The 21,337-nt window shown below is 43.3% G+C and carries 18 protein-coding genes; 9 read left to right on the top strand and 9 right to left on the bottom strand.

What is annotated here, in order from left to right:
* Positions 1 to 59: 59 nt before the first annotated feature.
* A complete protein-coding gene (locus tag IDJ75_RS00665; RefSeq protein WP_191173692.1) occupies positions 60 to 554 on the bottom strand; it encodes a hypothetical protein in 495 nt (164 codons plus the stop codon).
* A gap of 234 nt (positions 555 to 788) precedes the next feature.
* Between IDJ75_RS00665 and ggt the strand changes: the two genes are divergently transcribed.
* The 4 genes from ggt to IDJ75_RS00685 all read left to right on the top strand — a co-directional run bounded on the left by ggt (position 789) and on the right by IDJ75_RS00685 (position 4,610).
* Entirely contained in the window at positions 789 to 2,477 is a 1,689-nt protein-coding gene (ggt, locus tag IDJ75_RS00670; RefSeq protein WP_191173693.1) for a gamma-glutamyltransferase, read from the top strand.
* Between the two features lie 113 nt (positions 2,478 to 2,590).
* Positions 2,591 to 3,031, top strand: coding sequence for a MarR family winged helix-turn-helix transcriptional regulator (locus IDJ75_RS00675; protein WP_067059510.1), 441 nt, complete (start codon positions 2,591 to 2,593; stop codon positions 3,029 to 3,031).
* A gap of 91 nt (positions 3,032 to 3,122) precedes the next feature.
* The gene (locus IDJ75_RS00680) at positions 3,123 to 3,626 is read left to right on the top strand and encodes an FKBP-type peptidyl-prolyl cis-trans isomerase (protein ID WP_191173694.1); all 504 of its coding nucleotides are present in this window, start codon (positions 3,123 to 3,125) and stop codon (positions 3,624 to 3,626) included.
* A 6-nt stretch (positions 3,627 to 3,632) separates the two neighbouring features.
* Entirely contained in the window at positions 3,633 to 4,610 is a 978-nt protein-coding gene (locus tag IDJ75_RS00685; protein WP_191173695.1) for an FKBP-type peptidyl-prolyl cis-trans isomerase, read from the top strand.
* Position 4,611: 1 nt separating this feature from the next.
* Here the strand turns inward: IDJ75_RS00685 and IDJ75_RS00690 are convergent, their stop codons facing one another.
* From IDJ75_RS00690 to IDJ75_RS00720, 7 genes are all read right to left on the bottom strand, one after another.
* The gene (locus IDJ75_RS00690) at positions 4,612 to 5,928 is read right to left on the bottom strand and encodes a cryptochrome/photolyase family protein (RefSeq protein WP_191173696.1); all 1,317 of its coding nucleotides are present in this window, start codon (positions 5,926 to 5,928) and stop codon (positions 4,612 to 4,614) included.
* Positions 5,921 to 6,829: a TIGR01777 family oxidoreductase gene (locus IDJ75_RS00695; protein ID WP_191173697.1), complete on the bottom strand. Its 909-nt coding sequence runs from the start codon at positions 6,827 to 6,829 to the stop codon at positions 5,921 to 5,923. Before IDJ75_RS00695 ends, IDJ75_RS00690 begins: the two co-directional genes overlap by 8 nt.
* A gap of 9 nt (positions 6,830 to 6,838) precedes the next feature.
* Complete coding sequence (locus IDJ75_RS00700) at positions 6,839 to 8,290, bottom strand: SDR family oxidoreductase (RefSeq protein WP_191173698.1); 1,452 nt, start codon at positions 8,288 to 8,290, stop codon at positions 6,839 to 6,841.
* Positions 8,291 to 9,117: 827 nt separating this feature from the next.
* A complete protein-coding gene (locus tag IDJ75_RS00705; protein ID WP_191173699.1) occupies positions 9,118 to 10,443 on the bottom strand; it encodes an ABC1 kinase family protein in 1,326 nt (441 codons plus the stop codon).
* A 7-nt stretch (positions 10,444 to 10,450) separates the two neighbouring features.
* Positions 10,451 to 11,128, bottom strand: coding sequence for an HAD family hydrolase (locus IDJ75_RS00710; RefSeq protein ID WP_191173700.1), 678 nt, complete (start codon positions 11,126 to 11,128; stop codon positions 10,451 to 10,453).
* Positions 11,115 to 11,774, bottom strand: coding sequence for a TetR family transcriptional regulator C-terminal domain-containing protein (locus IDJ75_RS00715; RefSeq protein ID WP_191173701.1), 660 nt, complete (start codon positions 11,772 to 11,774; stop codon positions 11,115 to 11,117). The genes IDJ75_RS00710 and IDJ75_RS00715 overlap by 14 nt, the downstream gene beginning before the upstream one ends.
* 91 nt (positions 11,775 to 11,865) lie before the next feature.
* Positions 11,866 to 12,579: an SDR family NAD(P)-dependent oxidoreductase gene (locus IDJ75_RS00720; protein ID WP_191173702.1), complete on the bottom strand. Its 714-nt coding sequence runs from the start codon at positions 12,577 to 12,579 to the stop codon at positions 11,866 to 11,868.
* A 224-nt stretch (positions 12,580 to 12,803) separates the two neighbouring features.
* On the opposite strand from IDJ75_RS00720, the gene IDJ75_RS00725 reads away from it, so the two are divergent.
* The 4 genes from IDJ75_RS00725 (at position 12,804) to odhB (ending at position 18,877) form a co-directional block, all read left to right on the top strand.
* On the top strand, positions 12,804 to 14,126 hold the full coding sequence (locus IDJ75_RS00725) for a DASH family cryptochrome (RefSeq protein WP_191173703.1): 1,323 nt from the start codon (positions 12,804 to 12,806) through the stop codon (positions 14,124 to 14,126).
* Between the two features lie 35 nt (positions 14,127 to 14,161).
* Entirely contained in the window at positions 14,162 to 14,284 is a 123-nt protein-coding gene (locus tag IDJ75_RS21265; protein WP_262892083.1) for a hypothetical protein, read from the top strand.
* A 97-nt stretch (positions 14,285 to 14,381) separates the two neighbouring features.
* Complete coding sequence (locus tag IDJ75_RS00730; protein ID WP_191173704.1) at positions 14,382 to 17,189, top strand: 2-oxoglutarate dehydrogenase E1 component; 2,808 nt, start codon at positions 14,382 to 14,384, stop codon at positions 17,187 to 17,189.
* A 95-nt stretch (positions 17,190 to 17,284) separates the two neighbouring features.
* Entirely contained in the window at positions 17,285 to 18,877 is a 1,593-nt protein-coding gene (gene odhB, locus IDJ75_RS00735; protein ID WP_191173705.1) for a 2-oxoglutarate dehydrogenase complex dihydrolipoyllysine-residue succinyltransferase, read from the top strand.
* Positions 18,878 to 19,034: 157 nt separating this feature from the next.
* On the opposite strand, the gene IDJ75_RS00740 is transcribed toward odhB, so the two are convergent.
* Positions 19,035 to 19,493, bottom strand: coding sequence for a DinB family protein (locus IDJ75_RS00740; protein WP_191173706.1), 459 nt, complete (start codon positions 19,491 to 19,493; stop codon positions 19,035 to 19,037).
* 116 nt (positions 19,494 to 19,609) lie between these two features.
* On the opposite strand from IDJ75_RS00740, the gene IDJ75_RS00745 reads away from it, so the two are divergent.
* Positions 19,610 to 21,331, top strand: coding sequence for an ArnT family glycosyltransferase (locus IDJ75_RS00745; protein WP_191173707.1), 1,722 nt, complete (start codon positions 19,610 to 19,612; stop codon positions 21,329 to 21,331).
* Positions 21,332 to 21,337 lie beyond the last annotated feature (6 nt).

Raw genomic sequence — 21,337 nt, forward strand, 5'->3', positions numbered from 1 at the left:
TGCAGATGTGCAAATGCTTTTAATCTGCACATTTGCACACCTGCATATTTGCACATCTTTTAGAAAGTATATTTTAAGCCCAGGCCGGGGGCAAGGTCAAAGAAAGGGCCTGTTGCAAGTTCAACCCGAGGGTTAAGGTCAAGGCTAAATGCAAAAGGGGCATCAGGTAGTTTATACTCTAAGCCTAAAACAGCATCGGCACCAAGTAATACATGGCTATCATTATACACATTGTCATCGCTGCCAAAGCGTTTATAAACACCTTTACCCACCGAGCCAACGTGCGCGCCAAAGCCGTAATAAAATTTCAAATTAGCGGTATTAAAGGCTCCCTGGTGCAGCTCATACAAACCGGTAAATACAACGCCATGGTTACGAATACCTACAATACCCTCTAATGCGGTGTTAGCATCCATAAAGTATTTAATAGAGGGGCCGTTCTCGTATCCGCCAAATTTTAAACCCACTGCGGTTTTATAATCCTGTGCGTCCGATCGCTTAGAGAGTAATAAAAAAGAGGTCAGGAGGACTGCGATAAAGGTAAATTTTTTCATTTCGGTTTTTGTTTTCTGTTAAGACGACAGCTTTTTAAAAAGGTGCCACTGTTTGTAAAATAATTGTTAACAACACGTAGATAACGGCATAAATAAGCTTTTATGCTGTTATTACATAAAAGTATGGTGCAATAATAAAGTATGGGCTTGATTTACAACCACAAAATAATCAACATATCCACATTGCATTTGTATAGCTAAATACAGTAAATTGGCAAAAAATACACGGTTACCATGAGTATTACACAAAGAGTATTATATAAATTAACGGTATTGCTTATACTACCGTGTTATACAACAATTGTTAGGGCGCAACCCACCCGCAGTAGCAATGGCATGGTTGTTTGTGCTTATCCGGATGCGGCACAGGCCGGGCTGGATGTGTTAAAAAAAGGGGGCAATGCCGTAGACGCTGCGGTGGCCGTGCAATTTGCACTGGCAGTTACCCATCCGCAGGCGGGCAATATTGGTGGTGGTGGCTTTATGGTTTACCGCCCCGCTAAAGGTACGCCCAATACGCTCGATTTTAGAGAGAAAGCCCCCGCCAATGCAAGCGCCGATATGTACCTTGATGCTAACGGTAATGTAATACCAAATATGAGTTTATACACTCACCAGGCATCAGGCGTACCGGGTTCTGTTGATGGGATGGTAGCGGCTCATAAAAAATATGGTAAATTAAAATGGGATGCTTTGGTGCAGCCGGCCATAAACCTGGCTTTAAACGGGTTTAAAATAACCAAACGCCTTGCGGCCGATATGAACCGTAATGCTTTGGTGTTTCGCAGGCTAAACCCGGGCAAAAACTATTTGCTTAAGGAAGGCGGCTGGAAGGAAGGCGACGTATTGGTGCAGGCAGATCTGGGCAAAACGCTCGTGTTGATCCGCGATAAAGGCCGCGACGGGTTTTATAAAGGCACCACCGCCGACCTGATGATTGCTGAAATGAAGGCAGGGAAGGGCTTGTTTACCAAAGCCGACCTGGATAATTATCATTCCGTTTGGCGCAAACCGGTTACCGGCAATTATAAAAACTATAAAATTATCACCATGCCGCCGCCATCAAGCGGGGGGATAGCGTTGCTGCAACTCCTAAAATCGGTAGAGCCATATCCTTTACACAGGTATGGGTTTAACAGTGACAGTACCGTGCAATTAATAACAGAGGCGGAGCGCCGGGTGTATGCCGATCGTTCCAAATACCTGGGCGACCCTGATTTTTACAAAGTACCAACGGATAGTTTGTTAAGGCCAGGATATATTACAAGCCGCATGCAAACTTTTAACTGGAATGCGGCCACACCCAGCGCCAGCATACAACCGGGTACTTTTATAGGTTACGAAAGCGACCAAACTACCCATTACTCTATTGTAGATAAATACGGTAACGCGGTATCTATTACCACAACGCTTAATGACTCATTCGGCTCAAAAATATTTGTAGGCGGTGCAGGCTTTTTACTCAATAACGAGATGGACGACTTTAGCTCAAAACCGGGTGTGCCCAATATGTATGGGCTGGTAGGGGGCAAGGCCAACAGCATACAGCCCGGTAAACGGATGCTATCGTCAATGACGCCAACCATCGTTGAGGAAAATGGTAAACTGTTTATGATTGTGGGTACGCCGGGTGGTTCAACTATTATAACATCGGTGTTTCAAACCATATTAAATGTTATTGAATTTGATAAAGATATACAGCAGGCGGTAAGTGCCAGGCGTTTCCACCATCAATGGCTACCAGATGAGGTGGTTACCGAGGCTGATGCATTAAGCGATGCCACTAAAATAACGTTGCAGAAAAAGGGCTATTCCATAAGATCTACAGGCGCCATAGGCAGGGTTGATGCTATCTTGAAAACCAAAACAGGGTATGAAGGTGGTGCCGACCCAAGAGGAGACGATACTGCCATGGGGTATTAGTGATGGAGTGGTGGATAGAGGGTGGTTAACTAATGGTAATTAGGTTCATATATTTTATAACTACTCACCATTCACTTTTCTCCAATCAACTAAAAATGTTATGTTTGTGAGTTATGCGAAGCAGTGTAAAACATCAGGAAACTATTGATTATTTTTTGAAAATAGTTTGGCAAACGGTTGCCAACCGTTATAACCAGTTAGTTACCGAATTTGGCATTACACAATCCATCGGGTACCTGCTTATCAATATTGATGAGGAGGGTACCACGGTATCGCAGGCGGCTGCATTGCTGGGGTTAAAATCAACCAGTTTATCACGTATGTTAAATCAATTGGAGCAAACCGGCCTTATTTACCGCGAATCTAACAAAGGGGATAAACGATCTGTAAAAATATACCTTACCGACCTGGGTAAAGAAAAGCGCCAACTGGCAAAAAACGTTGTTAAACAGTTTAATAACTACCTTAATGCACACATTAGCGATGCTGATAAACAGTATTTAACAGAGATGCTGAAAAAAATAAATCAGCTTACCCTCAACTATAAGCCATAAAACACACGTTTTAACGTTATGCTAATTGTTAAAAAGTGTTAAGCTGATGGTTTTGCCATATAAAACAATAAATTTGCCTTCTGAAAATAGAATGAACAGGATACTGCTGATATTATTTCTGTCTGTTATTTGTTTATCGGCCTGCAAAAAGGGATATGATCCCGTTGCCGAAGAACGTACACAAGCAGCTATAGATGATAAAATAATACAGGATTATCTTGCCGCCAACCCGGGTTTAGATGCAAAACGGGTTGATAGTGCGGGTATTGCAACGGGTGTTTACTATGTTATAAATACACCGGGTAGTGGCAATACATTGTTCACAAATTCAACAAGGATAACAATTGACTACACCAGCAGGAAACTATTAACCGGCGAGGTGTTTGCCGAAAGCAATGAATTTCACCCCTCTTTTACTTTAGGGGAGGTGTTAAGGGCATGGAAGCTTGGTATCCCGAAAATAAGTAAAGGTGGTAAAATACGTATTATAGCGGCATCAAGATATGCTTACGGTCCGTACGATCAGCCCGAATTAAATCTGCCTAAGAACTCGGTGGTGGATTTTGAGATTGAACTTTTAGATGTAACGAACTAACTTTAGATGAAACAAAAGATTATTACCCTTTTATTAATAGTAGTAGCCGGCTTATCAGCCTGCAAAAAAACGCAGGATCAACCAGACATAAGGGTATACGACCAGGAGCAGATACAAAAATATATTGCTGACAACGGTTTAACAGGCTTTAGCGAAGACACCACCCCTGATGGAACAGGGACAACAGGTATACGGTATAAAATCTTATCGCAAGGTACGGGCGATACACTTAAATATTCCGACCAAATATCATTGGTTTATACGCTTAAGTCATTTGATGGAAAATATATTTCTTCAGATACTATTACAAATCATATTTATGGTTTTTTGGGCTACTTCAAGAGTCAGTATAACTTGCCTGAAGGTGTGAAGCTTGCTATCCATAACATTTTAAAATACAAAGGCAGCAGTATGCGATTACTGATACCATCGAGGCTTGCGTATGGTGTAAATGGTTATGGCTCAGGAAGTATAACCAATGTTAATACCCGTATAGCCGGTAACCAATGCCTGGATTATTATGTGAATGTAATTGGCGATCAAAGTGCTTATGATGACAAGGTTATCAATAATTTTTTAACTGCACATAATTTAACTGATTATTCAAAAGACTTTGTATTAATAGATTCTGCAGGGAAGCAGTTAAAAAAATATTATTACTATAAAATAGTAACACCGGGTACGGGTACTGCTGGTGCTATAAGCGAGTTTTCAAAATTAACATTAACCTATGGCGGGTCTTTGCTTAATACTTTCTCTTTTGATTATGCTAACTACACCACTCCGGTAGTATATACACCGTTTGATTTAAATGCATTATATGGGCCGGCTGTAGAACATGTGCTGATAAATCATGCCACAACTGGTACATCATTGCAGGTAATATTACCATCAGCAACTGGGTTAGGTACTTCTTCTACAACTGGTATCCCGGCAAATTCTGTGCTGAAGTTTGATTTCACAGTCACCGGGATAGATCTGTAATTTATTTGCTTAAGGCTTCTTTAAAAGCCTTTAAACACCTGTCGCGTGCAAATGCGTGGTCAACAATGGGTTTTGGATATTTGCTGAAATCGGCATATTCCGGAACCCATTTTTTTATATACACCAGTTTAGGGTCAAATTTTTTAAGCTGCGAATCCGGGTTAAAGATCCTGAAGTATGGCGCGGCATCTGTGCCACTGCCGGCCGCCCACTGCCAGCCACCAACGTTACTTGCCATTTCATAATCGAGTAATTTGCGGGCAAAATAACGCTCGCCCCAGCGCCAGTCTATCAACAGATCTTTACTTAAAAAGCTGGCAACTACCATGCGCACCCGGTTATGCATGTACCCGGTCGCATTCAGTTCGCGCATGCCCGCATCAACCAGCGGGAAACCGGTTTCGCCTTTGCACCAGGCGTCAAACTGTTCCTCGTTGTTTATCCATTTAATACGGTCATATTCAGGGCGGAAGGCATGGTTCATCGTTTGTGGGAAATGATATAGTATCATCATATAAAATTCCCGCCATATCAGTTCGTTCAGCCAGGTTTTTTCGTGTGCTTTGTGTGCATCCCTTGCGCAGCGGCGGATACTTACCGTGCCAAAGCGTAAATGTACCCCAACGTGCGATGTGCCGGTTATGGCCGGGAAATCGCGGTTTTTGGCGTAATCGGCAATAATGTTACCATATTCCTTTTCGGGGTAATTTACCCGGCTTTTTACAAAGCCCATTTCAGATAATGCGGGTATTGCAGGTGCTTTAAACTTATGCAGGTTTTTCAGGTATTTTTCAGACGGGTAGGCCTTCAGATAGAAAGGCTTTAGTTTTTGGTACCACTTATTTTTGTAAGGCGTATAAACTGTGTAAGGCTTACCATCATCTTTTACAACCTCAGCTTTTTCAAATATAACCTGGTCCTTATAGGTGTTAAAGGCAATATTGTGTTTGGCCAACAACTCTTTTATATCGCTATCGCGATTTTTTGCGTAGGCCGGCTCATAATCATGGTTGGTATATACTTCGGCTATGTTGTATTCTTCAATCAGTTTTTTCCAGGCATGCTCAGGGGTGTCATAAACCACCAGTAAACTGCTATGGTGTTTATGGCATTCGTTATTTATTTCTTCAATTGCCTTATAAATAAATGTTACCCGTGCATCATCTTTGTCTTCCAGGGTATCCAGTATCTCTTTATCAAAAATAAAAAAAGGCAGCACGGGTTTGCTGCTTTTAAGGGCATGGTACAGGCCGGCATTATCTTCAACGCGTAAATCGCGCCTAAACCAAAAAACACTTACAGGGGTATTCTTATCCATAAATTTCTTTTAATGCCGAAGCAATATCGGGGTATTTAAATTTAAAGCCGGCAGCTTCTATTTTTTGTGCCGATGCTTTTGTGCTGCCCAATACCAGGCTGGCCATTTCGCCAAAAAGCAGTTTTATTAAAAATGCAGGTACATTTGGCGCCCAAAGCGGGCGGTGTAATTGTTTGGCAACGGCTGCGGTCATTTCCTTATTGCTTACAGGTAGTGGCGCAACCATATTGTAAACGCCGGTAAGTTGCTCATTATCCAGCCCAAACAGGTACATGTCAATAACATCCTGGTGATGGATCCAGGGCACCCATTGTTTACCGGTGCCCAATGGCGAGCCTACAGCCAGTTTTACAGGCAGGGCCAGCTGTGGTAAAGCGCCGCCCTGGGTAGTTAGTACCACCCCGGTGCGGAATTTCAGGATACGCAGATCGAACTGCTTGCCTTCATCAACCGCTTTCTCCCATTCTATACAGCAGTTACCAATAAAATCGTGCGCGGGGGCACTGTCTTCGGTAAGCAGTTCATTACCACGGTTACCATAGTAATTAATCCCGGATGCCGATATTACTGTATGCACCTTGTGTGCTTTATTTGCCATTAACTCATAAATAAGGTTTATAGATTTGGTTCGGCTTTCTACAATTTCGCGTTTGCGCTCATTCGTCCAGCGCTTATCGGCAATACCGGCGCCCGCCAAATGGATAATGGTATCTACACCATCAATGCAGTGCTCATCTATCCGGCCTTTATCAACATCCCACAAAAAGGTTTTAACATGCGGGTCCTTACCCGGGCTGCGGCTTAAATGGTTAACAGTGTGGCCCAGGTTTAACAGCGCTTTGGTAAGTTGCCTGCCCAGTAAGCCCGAACCACCGGTGATGAGGATGTTTTTGTTGCTCATTAATGATATTTATCTTTTATCTTCTTCTTTAAAATTAGTTATCCGTTTGGCCATACCCTTAAATATAAAGAGGTGAAAAGGCCACATTAAATACCAGTACAGGCGGCCCCACAAGCCCCTGGGCCTAAAAGTAGCAATTTGGCTCAGGAAGGTTTGGTTGTGGCGTTCAATAATTTTAAACTCCAGCCAGGCTTCGCCGGGTAGTTTCATTTCGGCATAAAGCAACAGGCGGTTGTTTGCCTTGTCAGCCAGCAGTACCCGCCAAAAGTCTATCACGTCTCCGGGCGAAACACTTATGTTACTGGTACGGCCCCGGCGCGAGCCTACGCCGCCAAAAAGTTTATCTAAAAAACCGCGGATGCTCCATATCCAGTCCCAATAATACCAGCCGCGGTTGCCGCCAATGGCCATAATGTTTTTAAGCACCTCTCCGCTTTCGCGTTTAAACGGCTGCTTAACCTTGTATTCCAGCGTGCCGTTTTGCGGTACCTTTATCTGGTCCATAAAGCCGGCGGTTAGGTAACCGTTATTCAGGGCATCTTTCCAGCTGCTTACAATAGAGTTTTGTTCTATTTTATTAAAGGCCAGTTTCAATGCTTCCTCATAAGTAAGGCATTGGCGTTTTACAATCTCATCTATATCATGGTTTTTCATGATGGTTTCGTTCTTCATGCTATCAACCAGGCTTTGTGCGAGCGAGTAGCTGGTTGATGTAACAAAGTACAGCCAGTAAGATGAAATTTTTGGCGAAAGGAACGGTATAATGATGATGTACCTTTTTAGTTTACGCACCCTGGCGTAGGTTAACATCATTTGTTTAAAGGTGAGGATATCAGGCCCGCCAATGTCAAATGTTTTATGGAATGCTGCCTTATGCAGCAGCACACCTTCCAAATAACCCAGTACATCGCGGATGGCAATGGGCTGGCATTTGGTGTTTACCCAGCGCGGAACGGTCATAACGGGGAGTTTTTCGGTAAGGTCGCGAATGATCTCGAACGATGAACTGCCGGAGCCGATAATAATGGCTGCCCGCAATACCGTAAGCGCGGCCTTACTTTCTTTCAATACATCTTCTACATGCTTGCGCGATAGCAGGTGGCTCGATAAATTACTGTCGTTAGTGATGCCGCTTAGGTAAATAACTTGTTTGCAGTTGGTTTTATTGATTGCCTGCACAAAATTGTGTGCCGATAGCGCTTCGAGCGCGGCAAAATCATCGGCCTGCGCCATAGAGTGTACCAGGTAATAGGCCGCGTCGATATCACTGGGAATAGGCTCGATGTTTTTTTCTTTGAGCAGATCGCCGGTAAGCAGGGTTACGCGTTCGCTGTAATCATTTTGTTCATGAAACCGGCGCTTATCGCGCACCAGGCATACCACGGTATGGCCTTTACTAAGCAAAACCGGTATAAGCCGCGTACCAATATAACCGTTAGCACCTGCAAGTAACACTTTCATGTTATGTGCAACAATAGAAGTGCCCGGGTGTTTTGCTGATTAATGATCATAGTTAAGTTAACCGGTTGATTGTGTTGATGTTTCGTTAAAGTAAATTTTATAAGAAAAAAAATGTTCTACGTAAACTTTTTATCGCGGCTCTTGTTAAGATAGTGTTAATTATATAAATTTTTACACTATAAAGATATGTTTACAAAAGAATTTCAGCTAATGCTAATATTTCTTAGCATAGCAATAATTGTACTCTTAGGAGTTTACGCCATGTACTGCCGTCAAAGGGCTAAATCATTTGTCAATACAGGGCGCGTAACAGATATTCAAATATGGGCCACTAAATCTGCCGTAACCTGGATGATTACATTTGTACTGGCCTCTGTTATGTTTGCGGAGTTTGTTTTGAGTGTGGCGTAATGCCGCAGAGGACACAATTTTCATATTGTTCAAAAAAGGCTGCTTATAATACGGCCCTAAATTGGTATGCTTGTACAGTGCATTGGTTTTAAGGTTTTTACCTTAAACTTAACGTATTAGTGTAATAATAGCAGGTAAATTTTTTTGCCTGATATATTATAGGTTGATGATACACATTAACCGGTATAATTTAATATTATGCTAATACATGCTTTTGAACAACATACCATTATTGCTATTTGTATTATTTGTTGCGCTGATATGGTTGGGTGTGTATTGCCAGCTCAGTTGCAGGTAATATATTGTACAGGCCGCGTAAATGAAATTGAAACCTGGTATACAGGCGCAACGCTTGCCTGGATCTGTACCCTTTGCCTTTCTGTTGCATTGGTTATTAAATTTATTTAGCCTTTAAGTTAAGCCACGGCTTCCACGTGCGGTTTATAAGTATCTGTTTTAACGCGTGCCTGTAAATCGTGCAATATGTTATATAAGCCAAAATTTGTGCGGTTTACGTATATAAAGTGCTTTACGCCGCGTGCTTGTTTAAATTCCGGCATTTTTGCTACCTTTTCGCCAAATCCGAATAAGTCGTCAAAAAAAGCTTTTTGGCCAAAATCAAACGTATTGGTGATATAGGGTTTTGCAAACAGGCTTATCATCTGTTTAAACATAGTGTAATAAAATTCTATCTGCGCCGGGGTATCATTAGGCAATATCATTTCCAGTTTGCGGAAAGCTTTGATGGTTTCTTCCTTATCCTCAAACAAATTTGTTGAGGTAAGCGAAAAGAAAGGGTAATAAAAATCATCGGGCATCACTTTTATGCAGCCAAAATCAATTACGCCCAATTTGCCTTCGGGGGTTATCATAAAATTACCGGGGTGTGGGTCGGCATGTACAGCACGCAGCTCATGCTGCTGATAGTTATAAAAATCCCAAAGGGCCTGGCCAATTTGGTCGCGCAGTTCCTGCGAGGGGTTTGTAGCCAAAAATTCCTTTAAATGCATTCCTTCCAGCCAGTCCATAGTGATAATGCGTTTGCTTGACAGGTCGGGGTAATAACTCGGGAACACCACATTGTTTAAATTTTTGCAGGCGATAGAAAATTCTATGGAGCGGCGTACCTCCAGTTCGTAATCTGTTTCTTCTAAAAGGCGCTCTTCTACCTCGCGCATGTAAATATCAAGTTCCTTTTCGCTCATGCCCAGCATCCTGAAGGCGAATGGTTTTACCAGTTTAAGGTCAGACGAGATGGAATCGCCCACGCCGGGGTACTGAATCTTTACAGCCAGTTTTTTACCATTTAGTTCGGCCTGGTGTACCTGGCCAATTGATGCCGCGTTGGTTGACCGGATGTTGAACTTGTTGTAGATCTGATCGGGGTTTTTACCAAAGTATTTTTTAAACGTTTGCACAATAAGCGGGCCCGAAAGCGGCGGCGCGTTATACTGCGATTGCGTAAATTTATCTACATAGGCCTGCGGTAACAGGTTTTTATCCATACTCAGCATTTGCGCTACTTTTAACGCGCTGCCTTTTAGCTGGCTAAGCGATTGGTAAATATCCGTAGCATTATCCTCATTTAGCTGGGATTTATCCAGATTCGGGTTAAACAGTTTTTTGGAATAATGTTTAATATAGTTGCCGCCAATTTTAAAACCTGTGGTTACAAATTTGGCGCTGCGTTCAACTTTACTGGTGGGTATGCTGTTTTGCTCTTTGGCGGTGTTCTCACTCATGGTGTATCTAATCAAATAATGCGGCCAATTTTTGCGGTGTTATGTCCGCATAATCATTAATTACCAGGTTGGCCAGGTTGGTAATTTTTTGGGCAGGGTGGGCGGTAGTTATACCAACAACCTTCATGCCTGCATTGTTGCCGGCCGCTAATCCCGACAGGGAATCCTCAAACACCACGCACTTTTCGGGGCGGGCGCCAAGTTGTTCGGCGGCTTTTAAAAATATTTGTGGTGATGGTTTAGGCTGGCTTACCATAGCGCCGGTAATGATGGCATCAAAGTATTTCTTTATGGCAATGGTGCCGAAAATAAAATCCACATCATCCATATTTGAGGATGTGGCGAGTGCTATACCAACTCCGGCCTTTTTAAGGCTGTTTAAAAACGTTTCAAGGCCGTTTATGGGCCGTAAAAAGGGCTTAAAAGCTTCCTCGTAAAGTTGTTGTTTTTCTTTTGCCAGCGCTTTTAGGTCGGCTTCGCCTAAATCTTTGCCAAAGTATTTTTTTAGCGTATTTATTATAGGTACACCACTAATGCCGGTTAAGTAGGTATCCCTGTTTAGTTCGGGCAATCCGCGTTTTTTAAAAAGCTGCTGCCAGGCCTTAAAGTGGAACGGTGTGTTATCTATCAGGGTACCATCCATATCAAATATGGCAGCAAAGGTTGCATGCTTAGAAACTTCCAAATCCCATTTTCTCTTTTATCCCACCATTTTTAGCCAAGAACTTGCCATACTCAAACAGGTTATCAATCGGCGAACGCTGAAACAGGTCGAATGTTACGTTAACGCCTTTTTCAATAGCCTCGTCGGTTTTTTCAAACCCGGCCGAATCATCATTTATCCAAAAGTTAAGCACAAACCCAAACTGGATCCATAGCGCATCTTTATAACGTTTGCTGAAAAATTTTCGGTCGCTTAATTCCTGTGATTCCATCCCCTCGCTTATGATACCCTCGGCAAAATTCTCAAATAGTACTTTGGTTGGCTCTAATACCTTTGGTGTGCCCAAGCTGCGATGTTTTTTTATACTGTACACAGCAAAGCTGCGGTTGCTTTTCAACAACTCAAAAAAGCTATAGAAGAATGATAGCGCTTTTTCGCGCGAGGAATACTGTGCCCAAACTTCCTGCCCGCGTATTTCTGTTAGCGTTTTATCTGTAAGATCGGCCCAGATGCTTTGCTCAACGGCATCAAACGAGCCAAAAAAGCGATAAAACTCATCTTCGGGCATTTTATTTTTTTTGGCGAATACATAAACCGATTTTGGCTGCTGGCCTTCGGTTAATACATGGTCAATATATGCTTTCTGGATGCTTTCGGTAGTTGCCATAATGATTGGTTTTACAGTATAAAATTAAGTATAATCCTTTTTTAATTTGTCATGGCTATCTATAATTAAACGTTTGGTTTACAACCTTATTTTATAAAGGCCTTAGGCTGCCAAGCCCGCCATCTATGCCAATTATTTGCCCTGTAAGCCAGCTGCTGTGATCGCTCAGTAAAAACTGGGTGGCCAGCGCAATATCATCAGGGGTACCTATTTTGCTTAAAGGGTGCCTTTTAGCCGATGCTTCGCGTTTTTCATCGGTACTTAACAGGTTTTTGGCCAGCGGTGTATCTGTTAAAGATGGAGCAATAGCATTTACCCTTACCTGGTATGAGGCCAATTCGGCAGCTAATGATAAGGTTAGCCCTTCTACCGCGCCTTTTGCTGCTGCTATGCTGGCATGGAAAGGCATTCCTGCTTTTGCTGCAACCGAACTATAGAGCACTATACTTGCGCCGCCCGCGTTTTTTAAAGCCTTTAGGCTGAGCTTTATTATTTCGGTAGCGCCAAGTACATTAAGTTTGTAATCGGTTAAAAAGTCTTCGGCGGTTAAACGTTGAAAAGGTTTTAAGTTGATGCTGCCAACTGAGTAAACCAGCCCATGGATGGTTTGCGGCAGCTTGTCCTCAAGAATACTTAAATCACCAAGTACATCCGCCTGCAGGTGTGTTACACCCTGTGGCCAGTCGGCCCGGCTTCGGGATATGTTGAATATGTTTGCTTCCTGTATGGCAAGGTGCCTGATCAAAGCCAGGCCAATGCCGCTGCTGCCACCAACTACCAGAATGTTCTTATCTTTTAAACTCATAGGTATCATAACACTTAGTAATGCTATTTGTTATATATAATACGGCCCGGATACTAAAAGAAAACATACCCGCAAAACTTACAAAGTCTGCTTAAGGCCCTTTAGCCGGCGAAAAAATGGGCTAAATGTTGGGGCGATGTCAAATATTATAGAGTAAGGTGCATGGCAAATAAATAATTACCATTTTTGTAACTAATCTAAATAACTTTAGATTAGTTGTTCATATGAGTGAAAAGGTTATATTGGTTTGGTTTAGAAATGACTTGCGCATCCATGATAATGAAATATTATCCGAAGCCGTGCGCAGGGCCGATAAAGTTTTACCTGTATATATTTTTGATCCTTTTTACTTTAAAACTAGTCCGTTAGGTGCTTTAAAAACCGGTAGTTTCCGTGCCCGGTTCCTGTTAGAGGCTGTAGCCGATCTTCGGAAAAACCTGCAGGTTTTTGGTGCCGAATTGCTGATCCGTACCGGCGACCCTGCCGACGTACTTACCCAATTGGCCGAAGAATACCAGGTAAGCGAAGTTTACCATCACCGCGAGGTTGCACCTGATGAAACTGATGTTTCTGAAAGGGTAGAGGCCGCCCTTTGGAAAATGAAACTGAACCTGAAACACTTTATTGGGCATACTATGTACCATAAAGAAGACCTGCCATTTCCTATAAAAGATATTCCTGATAGCTTTGTTACCTTTAAAAAGAAGGTTGAACGGGATAGCACGGTTAGGCCAAGTGTTGTTAGCCCGGAATATATTAATGTGCCCGAAATTGCTGATGCAGGCAAACTGCCCATTCTTACAGAGCTGGGCATCCCCGAACCTATAGACGACATACGCGCCGGTGAAAGGATAACCGGTGGCGAAACCTCTGCCTTAAAGCAACTGCATCAGTACCTGGAAAGCTCGGTACAGAACCTACAAGGTAAAAACGGGCGTAATGCAAATTATAATTCATCGGGCCTTGGGCCTTGGCTGGCTGTAGGCTGTATATCGCCAAGGCAGGTTTACTGGGAGGTGGTAAACTATTACCGCGAAAAACACTTGCCCAACACCGATTCTATTATGCTTGAGTTGCTTTGGAGGGATTATTTCCGCTTTATGTTTAAAAAGCATGGGCAAACGTTTTTCCGTTCGGAAGGGTTTGGCGATGCGCCTGACATGGCCGATAACCAGGACGAGCTTTTTGAACAATGGAAGAACGGTCAAACAGGCGTTCCGTTTATTGATGCATCTATGCACCAGCTAAACGCAACAGGTTTTATTACCAATTACAGCAGGCAGGCCGTTGCAACCTATTTAACTAAAGACCTACAGGTTGACTGGACAAAAGGTGCGTTGTACTTTGAAGAAAAACTTATAGACTACTCACCCGCCAGCAATTGGGGCAACTGGGCCTTTGTGGCCGGGGTAGGTAACGATACCAAAAGCAACCGTTTTTTTAACGCTGCCAAACCAACCGACCAGTTAGATGATAAAAGCGATTTTATTACCACCTGGCTGCCTTTGGCCAATGCAATTGACGAAACACCGATTATCAGCGAATAGGCACAACAAAAGGGTTAATTAAACGTACTTATATTATGAACCCTTTTGAACAATTTACCATCATTATTGGCCTCCTGGCCGTACTTCTTGAAGGGGTTTCCTATTTGCGCAGTTTTGCTAAAAAAATCTTCCGCATTACTTATAAACATACCGGTTAGTCTTTTTTGGAAAAATTTAAGTAAAGTAATTGCATATAATTTCAGCATTTGAATGTATTATGCTTAATTTTGTACCGTTTTACAACATTGGTTTCTCATGGATCGCCTAAATTATATAGATAGCGGAAACGCAGCCTACATTGACACACTTTACGAAGCTTATAAACAAGACCCCGAATCTGTTGATTACGGCTGGCAAAAGTTTTTTGAGGGCTTTGATTTTGGTAAAGATAACCAGGCAAAACTAGGGGCAGCAACTGCCACCACGCCTGATCATTTTATAAAAGAGATCAATGTGATGAACATGATAAATGGATACCGTACCCGCGGCCATTTATTTACCAAAACAAACCCTGTGCGCGAACGCCGCAAGTACTTTCCTGGTAAAGAGCTGGAAACCTTTGGTTTAAGCGAAGCTGATATGGATACTGTGTTTAACGCCGGCGTTGAAGTTGGCTTAGGCCCGGCTAAACTGCGCGATATCCGCCAGTTATTAGAACAAACATATTGCCAGTCTATCGGCGCAGAATATACTTACATCCGCAACCCTATCAAATTAAAATGGTTCGAAGACAGGATGGAAAGCAAACGCAACACTCCAAGCTTTACCGCCGACGAGAAAAAGCTGATGCTTGCCAAATTGAACGAGGCTGTTGTTTTTGAAAACTTTTTGGGGACAAAATTCCTGGGCCAGAAACGCTTCTCATTAGAAGGTGCCGAGGCATTGATCCCTGCGCTTAATTCGGTTATCAAAAAAGGCTCTGACCTCGGTATCGAAGAGTTTATCATCGGTATGGCCCACCGTGGCCGTTTAAATGTGCTTACCAACATCATGGAGAAAACCTATAAAGAGGTGTTCTCTGAGTTTGAAGGTAAAAACTTTGATTCTGAATCTCCGTTTGGCGGCGACGTAAAATATCACCTGGGCTTCTCAACCGATGTAGAAACATCACAGGGCAAAAAAGTTCACCTGAGCCTTTGCCCCAACCCATCGCACTTAGAAGCGGTTGACCCTGTTGTTGAAGGGATCACCCGTTCAAAAATTGATTTTAAACACAAGGGCGATCATTCAAAGATAGCCCCTATATTAATACATGGTGATGCATCTGTAGCCGGGCAGGGAATTGTTTACGAGGTTTTACAGATGGAAAAGCTTGACGGTTATCGCACAGGCGGTACCATTCACCTGGTTATAAACAACCAGATAGGTTTTACCACCAACTATAAAGACGCCCGTTCAAGTACTTACTGTACCGACGTAGCAAAAACAGTGCTTTCGCCGGTATTCCACGTAAATGGCGACGATGTTGAGGCATTGGTTTACGTAGTGAACTTAGCGATGGAATACCGCCAGGTGTTTAATGAGGATGTATTTATCGATATCCTTTGCTACCGCCGCTACGGCCACAATGAGGCGGATGAACCAAAATTCACCCAGCCGGTATTGTACAAGGCTATCGAGGCGCACCCTAACCCGCTGCAGATCTACAGCAAAAAACTCATTGCCGAAGGAACCATTGACGATAAGTATGTAAAAGCCATTGAAAAGGATTTTCGTGCCGAATTACAGGGCATGCTGGATGAAGCAAAGGCAGCCGATAGGTTTACAGATACCATACCGATGTTTGAAGGTGCCTGGAGCGGTTTGCACCTGGCAAACCACAGCGAGTTGATCAGCGCGGTTGATACTTCGGTAAGTAAAGATCTGATAAAAGAAATAGGCGATAAAATAACTGTATTGCCAAAGGATAAACAATTCTTTAAAAAGATAGAGAAATTATTCCAGGACCGTAACGCTATGGTTAACCAAACCGGCGTTTTCGACTGGGCTATGGGCGAACTGCTGGCTTACGGGACTTTATTAAAAGAAGGTTTCCCGGTTAGGCTGAGCGGCGAGGACGTTAAACGCGGTACATTCTCGCATCGCCACGCGGTACTTACCCTGGCCGATTCTGAGGACGAGTACACCCCGTTGGAAACTATCGACACCAAAGCAAAACTTAGCATATTTAACTCGCTGCTATCTGAGTATGGCGTTTTAGGTTTTGAATATGGTTACGCTTTGGCTAACCCTAATGCATTAACTATTTGGGAAGCGCAGTTTGGCGATTTCTTTAACGGTGCGCAGATTATTGTTGACCAGTACATTGCCAGTGCCGAAACAAAATGGCAGCGTGGTAACGGTTTGGTAATGTTATTACCACATGGTTACGAAGGCCAGGGCCCCGAGCATTCATCGGCACGTGTAGAGCGTTTCTTAGAGCTTTGTGCTGATGATAACATACAGGTGGCTAACTGTACAACGCCAGCAAACTTCTTCCATATATTAAGGAGGCAGATGCATCGCAGTTTCCGTAAACCGCTGATCATATTTACACCGAAGAGCTTATTGCGCAGCCCTAACTGCGTATCGCCGCTTGTGGATTTTACTGACGGCAAGTTCCACGAGTTGATAGATGATACTTACGCTGATCCTAAAAAGGTAAAACGTGTATTGCTATGTACCGGTAAAGTTTATTACGACCTGCTTGAAAAACAACAGGTTGATAAACGTAAGGACGTAGCCATAGTACGTGTTGAACAATTATACCCAACACCGGTACAGCAGATATTAAAGGTTAAAGCCAAATACGAAAAGGCTACCGAATTTTTCTGGGTACAGGAAGAGCCTGAAAACATGGGCGCATGGCCGTACATTTGCCGTAAATTCCACAGTGATAAATATTTAAACCTGAATGTGATATCGCGTTTAGAGGGAAGCAGCACCGCTACAGGTTTTGCCAAACAACACGCAGCACAGCAGTTATACATTGTATCAAAAGCGTTTGAAGCGCCTGCAGGCAAAGCAGTTAAAGAAACGATTAAAAAAACAACCGAGAAAATGGCTAATGCTGGTGCAGATTAGTGAGTAGTAATTGGTGAATTGTGAGTAGTTGAAAAACTTACAGGTCGCCATGCTAAACCACTCTCTATTCACCGTTCACTAATAACTAATAAAATATGAGTTTAGAAATAAAAGTTCCGCCGGTAGGCGAATCCATTACCGAAGTAACATTATCAGCCTGGAAAAAAAAGGATGGTGACCACGTAGAAATGGACGAAGTAATAGCCGAGCTGGAATCAGACAAGGCAACTTTTGAGCTTACTGCCGAAAAGGCCGGAACTTTAAAAACAGCTGCTGCCGAAGGCGATGTATTAGCAATAGGCGCTGTTGTAGCAACAATTGACGAAGCCGGCGTACCTGCCGCAGCTGCTGATAAAGCACCAGCCGCACCTGTTGCCGCTAAAGATGAACCAGCTAAAGCGGATAGCCCTGCTGCACCGCAAAACGCGCCCGCCCCGGCACCGGCTCAGGGTGGTTCGTCATCATTAGAAATAAAAGTACCACCAGTTGGCGAATCGATAACGGAAGTAACCCTTTCGCGCTGGATCAAAAAAGACGGCGATACCGTTGAAATGGACGAAGCAATTGCCGAACTGGAATCTGATAAAGCAACATTTGAGTTAACAGCCGAAAAGGCCGGGACTTTAAAAACCATAGCCAAAGAAGGCGATACCCTTGCCATTGGCGCTGTTGTTTGTACCATTGAAGGTGGCCCTGGCGCCGCTGCACCTGCTGCAACACCGGTTACACCGGCAGTTGCTGATAAGGTGAACGAATCGCCACAGGCGGCACCATCAGCAGGAACAACTTATGCATCGGGCACGCCATCACCAGCTGCTGCAAAAATATTAGCCGAAAAAGGTATCGATACTACATCTGTAAATGGTACCGGTGTTGATGGCCGTATCACTAAAGGTGACGCCCTGAATGCACAAAATACACCTGCAGCACCTGCCACTAAGCCCGCCGCTACTCCTGCAGCAGCTGCTCCGGCTGCGCCGCAAGGCCCACGTAGCGATCGCCGCGAAAAAATGTCGTCGTTGCGTAAAACGGTTGCAAGGCGTTTGGTAGCTGTTAAAAACGAAACCGCTATGCTAACCACTTTTAATGAAGTGGATATGCAGCCGATAATGGAGTTGCGTGGCAAGTACAAAGATAAATTTAAAGAGAAACACGGTGTGGGCCTTGGCTTTATGTCGTTCTTTACTAAAGCTGTTACCGAGGCATTGAAAGAGTGGCCTGCAGTTGGTGCCCGTATAGAAGGCGAAGAGGTAGTTTATAGCAACTTTGCTGATATTTCTATCGCGGTATCTGCACCAAAAGGTTTAGTTGTTCCGGTTATCCGTAATGCCGAGAGCATGAGCCTGGCCGAAATTGAAAAAGCGATTGTGGTACTTGCAGGCAAAGCCCGCGAAAGCAAACTGACCATTGAAGAAATGACCGGCGGAACATTCACCATCACTAACGGTGGGGTGTTTGGCTCAATGATGTCGACCCCGATCATCAATTCACCGCAATCGGCCATATTGGGTATGCACAATATTATTGAGCGCCCGGTTGCCGTAAACGGACAGGTGGTTATCCGCCCGATGATGTACCTGGCCCTGTCATACGATCACCGCATTATTGATGGACGCGAATCGGTAAGCTTCCTGGTACGTGTTAAACAACTGCTGGAAGACCCAACAAGATTGTTGTTAGGCGTATAAGCCTTTATAATATAGGATTACAAAAGCCCCGACTTGTCGGGGCTTTTTGTGTTTTTACAGCGATATGTCATTGCGAGAAGCGTAGCGACGTGGCAATCTAAGCATATCCGCTTATCCTTTCAGATTGCCACGCTATCGCTCGCAATAAGATGGGTTTTTACACCAACTTCCGCAGCGCCATTACATATCCAATATGCATCCCATCGTGGAAGGGCACAAAGTTTACAGCTTCTTCAATATTGTTTATCTGCACACCGTAGCGGGTTGCCCATGGAGTGTAATTGTCAAATACATGGTTGTTGTAATCAATTTCTAATTTGTCAATAGTTGATATCAACAAGCCTTTAATGATGTCAACCTCGGCGCTGTCAATAAACCCGCTTGGTTTGGTGTCCGGGCGGTATGGGGTGTAGTATTTATCGTCTACAATAAACGGCACATTGGCGCGGGTATAGCAAACGCCTTGCTGGGCTGATATAGCGTGTGCCACATTCCATATAATGTTGTTGTTAAAGCCGGCCGGCACTTTATTCAATTGTTCGGTAGTCAGGTTCTCTATCAAATGCAATAAATGCAGACGGGTAACGCGCAGGGTGGTTAAGGTATTGGTTATCATAAGTCAAATATTGAATTTTTCTGCGGAGTTTTTTCTGTGCTATTATCAATTGAATGTAATTTGATGTATCGCTAATAGTGGTATAAGCTTACTGCTTTTATTTTACCTTTGCACCAATGCAGGCAACCACAGTAAATAGTACTACTCAATCAAATAAACCTATATGGTACTTTGTTTTGTGCTGGACGCTACTGAACGCTTTACAAGCCTACACCCTTGAGCTGCATGCCGACGAAGCCTATTATTGGATGTTTGCTCAAAAGCTGGATTGGGGATACTTTTACCACCCGCCTATGGTGGCACTGTTCATCAAAATAGGCGATACCCTTTTTCATAACGAGTTTGGCCTGCGGTTGCTAACGGTGCTGGGCAACAGTGTGGCTATTTACCTGCTTTGGCTTATTCTTAAAAAATACCAGGTTAGCGCCAAATGGTTTATGCTATTGGTATCGGGTATATTGGTTTTCCATGTATATGGCTTTACCAGCACGCCTGATTCGCCTTTGTTTATTTTCGCGGTGCTGTTTTATTATTTCTATCAAAAGTATGTTGATGAGGATAGTTGGCTAACGGCGTTTATTATAGGTATAATAGTAGCTTGCCTGCTTTACAGTAAATATCACGGGGTGCTGCTTGTTGGGCTCACACTTTTGTCAAACCTTAAACTATTTACCCGGAAAAGCTTTTACCTGGCTATAATAACAGGTTTAATATGTTACACGCCACATATATTATGGCAAATGCACCGGGGCTTCCCGGCAGTTAATTACCAGCTTTTTGAGCGCCCGTCGGCTTTTGGATATAATGTTTCCATGAGCATTACATTTATAGCGGGGCAACTGCTGTTGGGCGGAGTATTAATCAGCTGGTACTTGTTTTACCGTGGCTTTACTACAAAAATAACCGATGTTTTTACCCGTGGTTTAATGTTCAATGCAATCGGTACGTTCGCGTTTTTCTTGCTTAATACCTTTAAAGTAAATGTGCAGCCACATTATACACTTATTGCCTTTGTGCCGTTAATAAGCCTTACGTTGATTAGTTTTCAAAAACAGGGCTTTAACGTTAAGTGGTTTTATAATTTAGCTATTGCCAATATTGCCATCATCTTAATATTAAGGTTTACTATAATGGCTGGTTTGCCGGTGGTAAAAAAGGTGGAAGCTTTGAAAAGCTATTTTGGTTTTCATGAATGGGCAAATCTGGTGCATCAAAAGGCAGGCAATGCTTTTGTGGTGATGGACGAAGGTTTTCAGAACCCGTCAAAATACAGTTACTACACCCGGAGCCTTAAGGGTTTTGCCTACGATTCGCGCTATTACGGGCGTACTATGTTTGATATGTGGCCCATGGAGGATAGCATGCAACATCAGCGTGTTTACCTTTTGTTAAAGAACCAGGTACCCGGTTATACCACCGATAGCATTAAATGCGATGCCGGCACCTGGTATGGTGGCTGGGTTTACGATGCGCGCACCTACCAAAAAATAGCTATTGAAACCGGTAAAACTAAAATTAAAGCCAGCCCCGGGCAAAAAATCGAATTTGACCTTGCGATAACCAACCCTTATCCATTTGCTGTTAATTTTACCAACGCCGGGTACAAGCATCCGGTATGTTTAGAGGCCTGCTTTTTTGAGTATGTTACGCCGGTAAGTGTACAAAGAGCCGATAGTACTTTTAACAAAATAGTTTTACAAAAAGGGCAAAATATACGCTACATAATGACGGTAACAGCACCCATGCAAAAAGGTACTTTCGACCTGTTTTTTTCGTTACGTACTGAGCCGTTTGTAGGTAGTAAAAACAGCGGCATCATAAAATTTACAGTTGAATAATAACGC

The sequence above is a fragment of the Mucilaginibacter rigui genome (assembly GCF_014773275.1).
GTDB lineage: Bacteria > Bacteroidota > Bacteroidia > Sphingobacteriales > Sphingobacteriaceae > Mucilaginibacter > Mucilaginibacter rigui_A.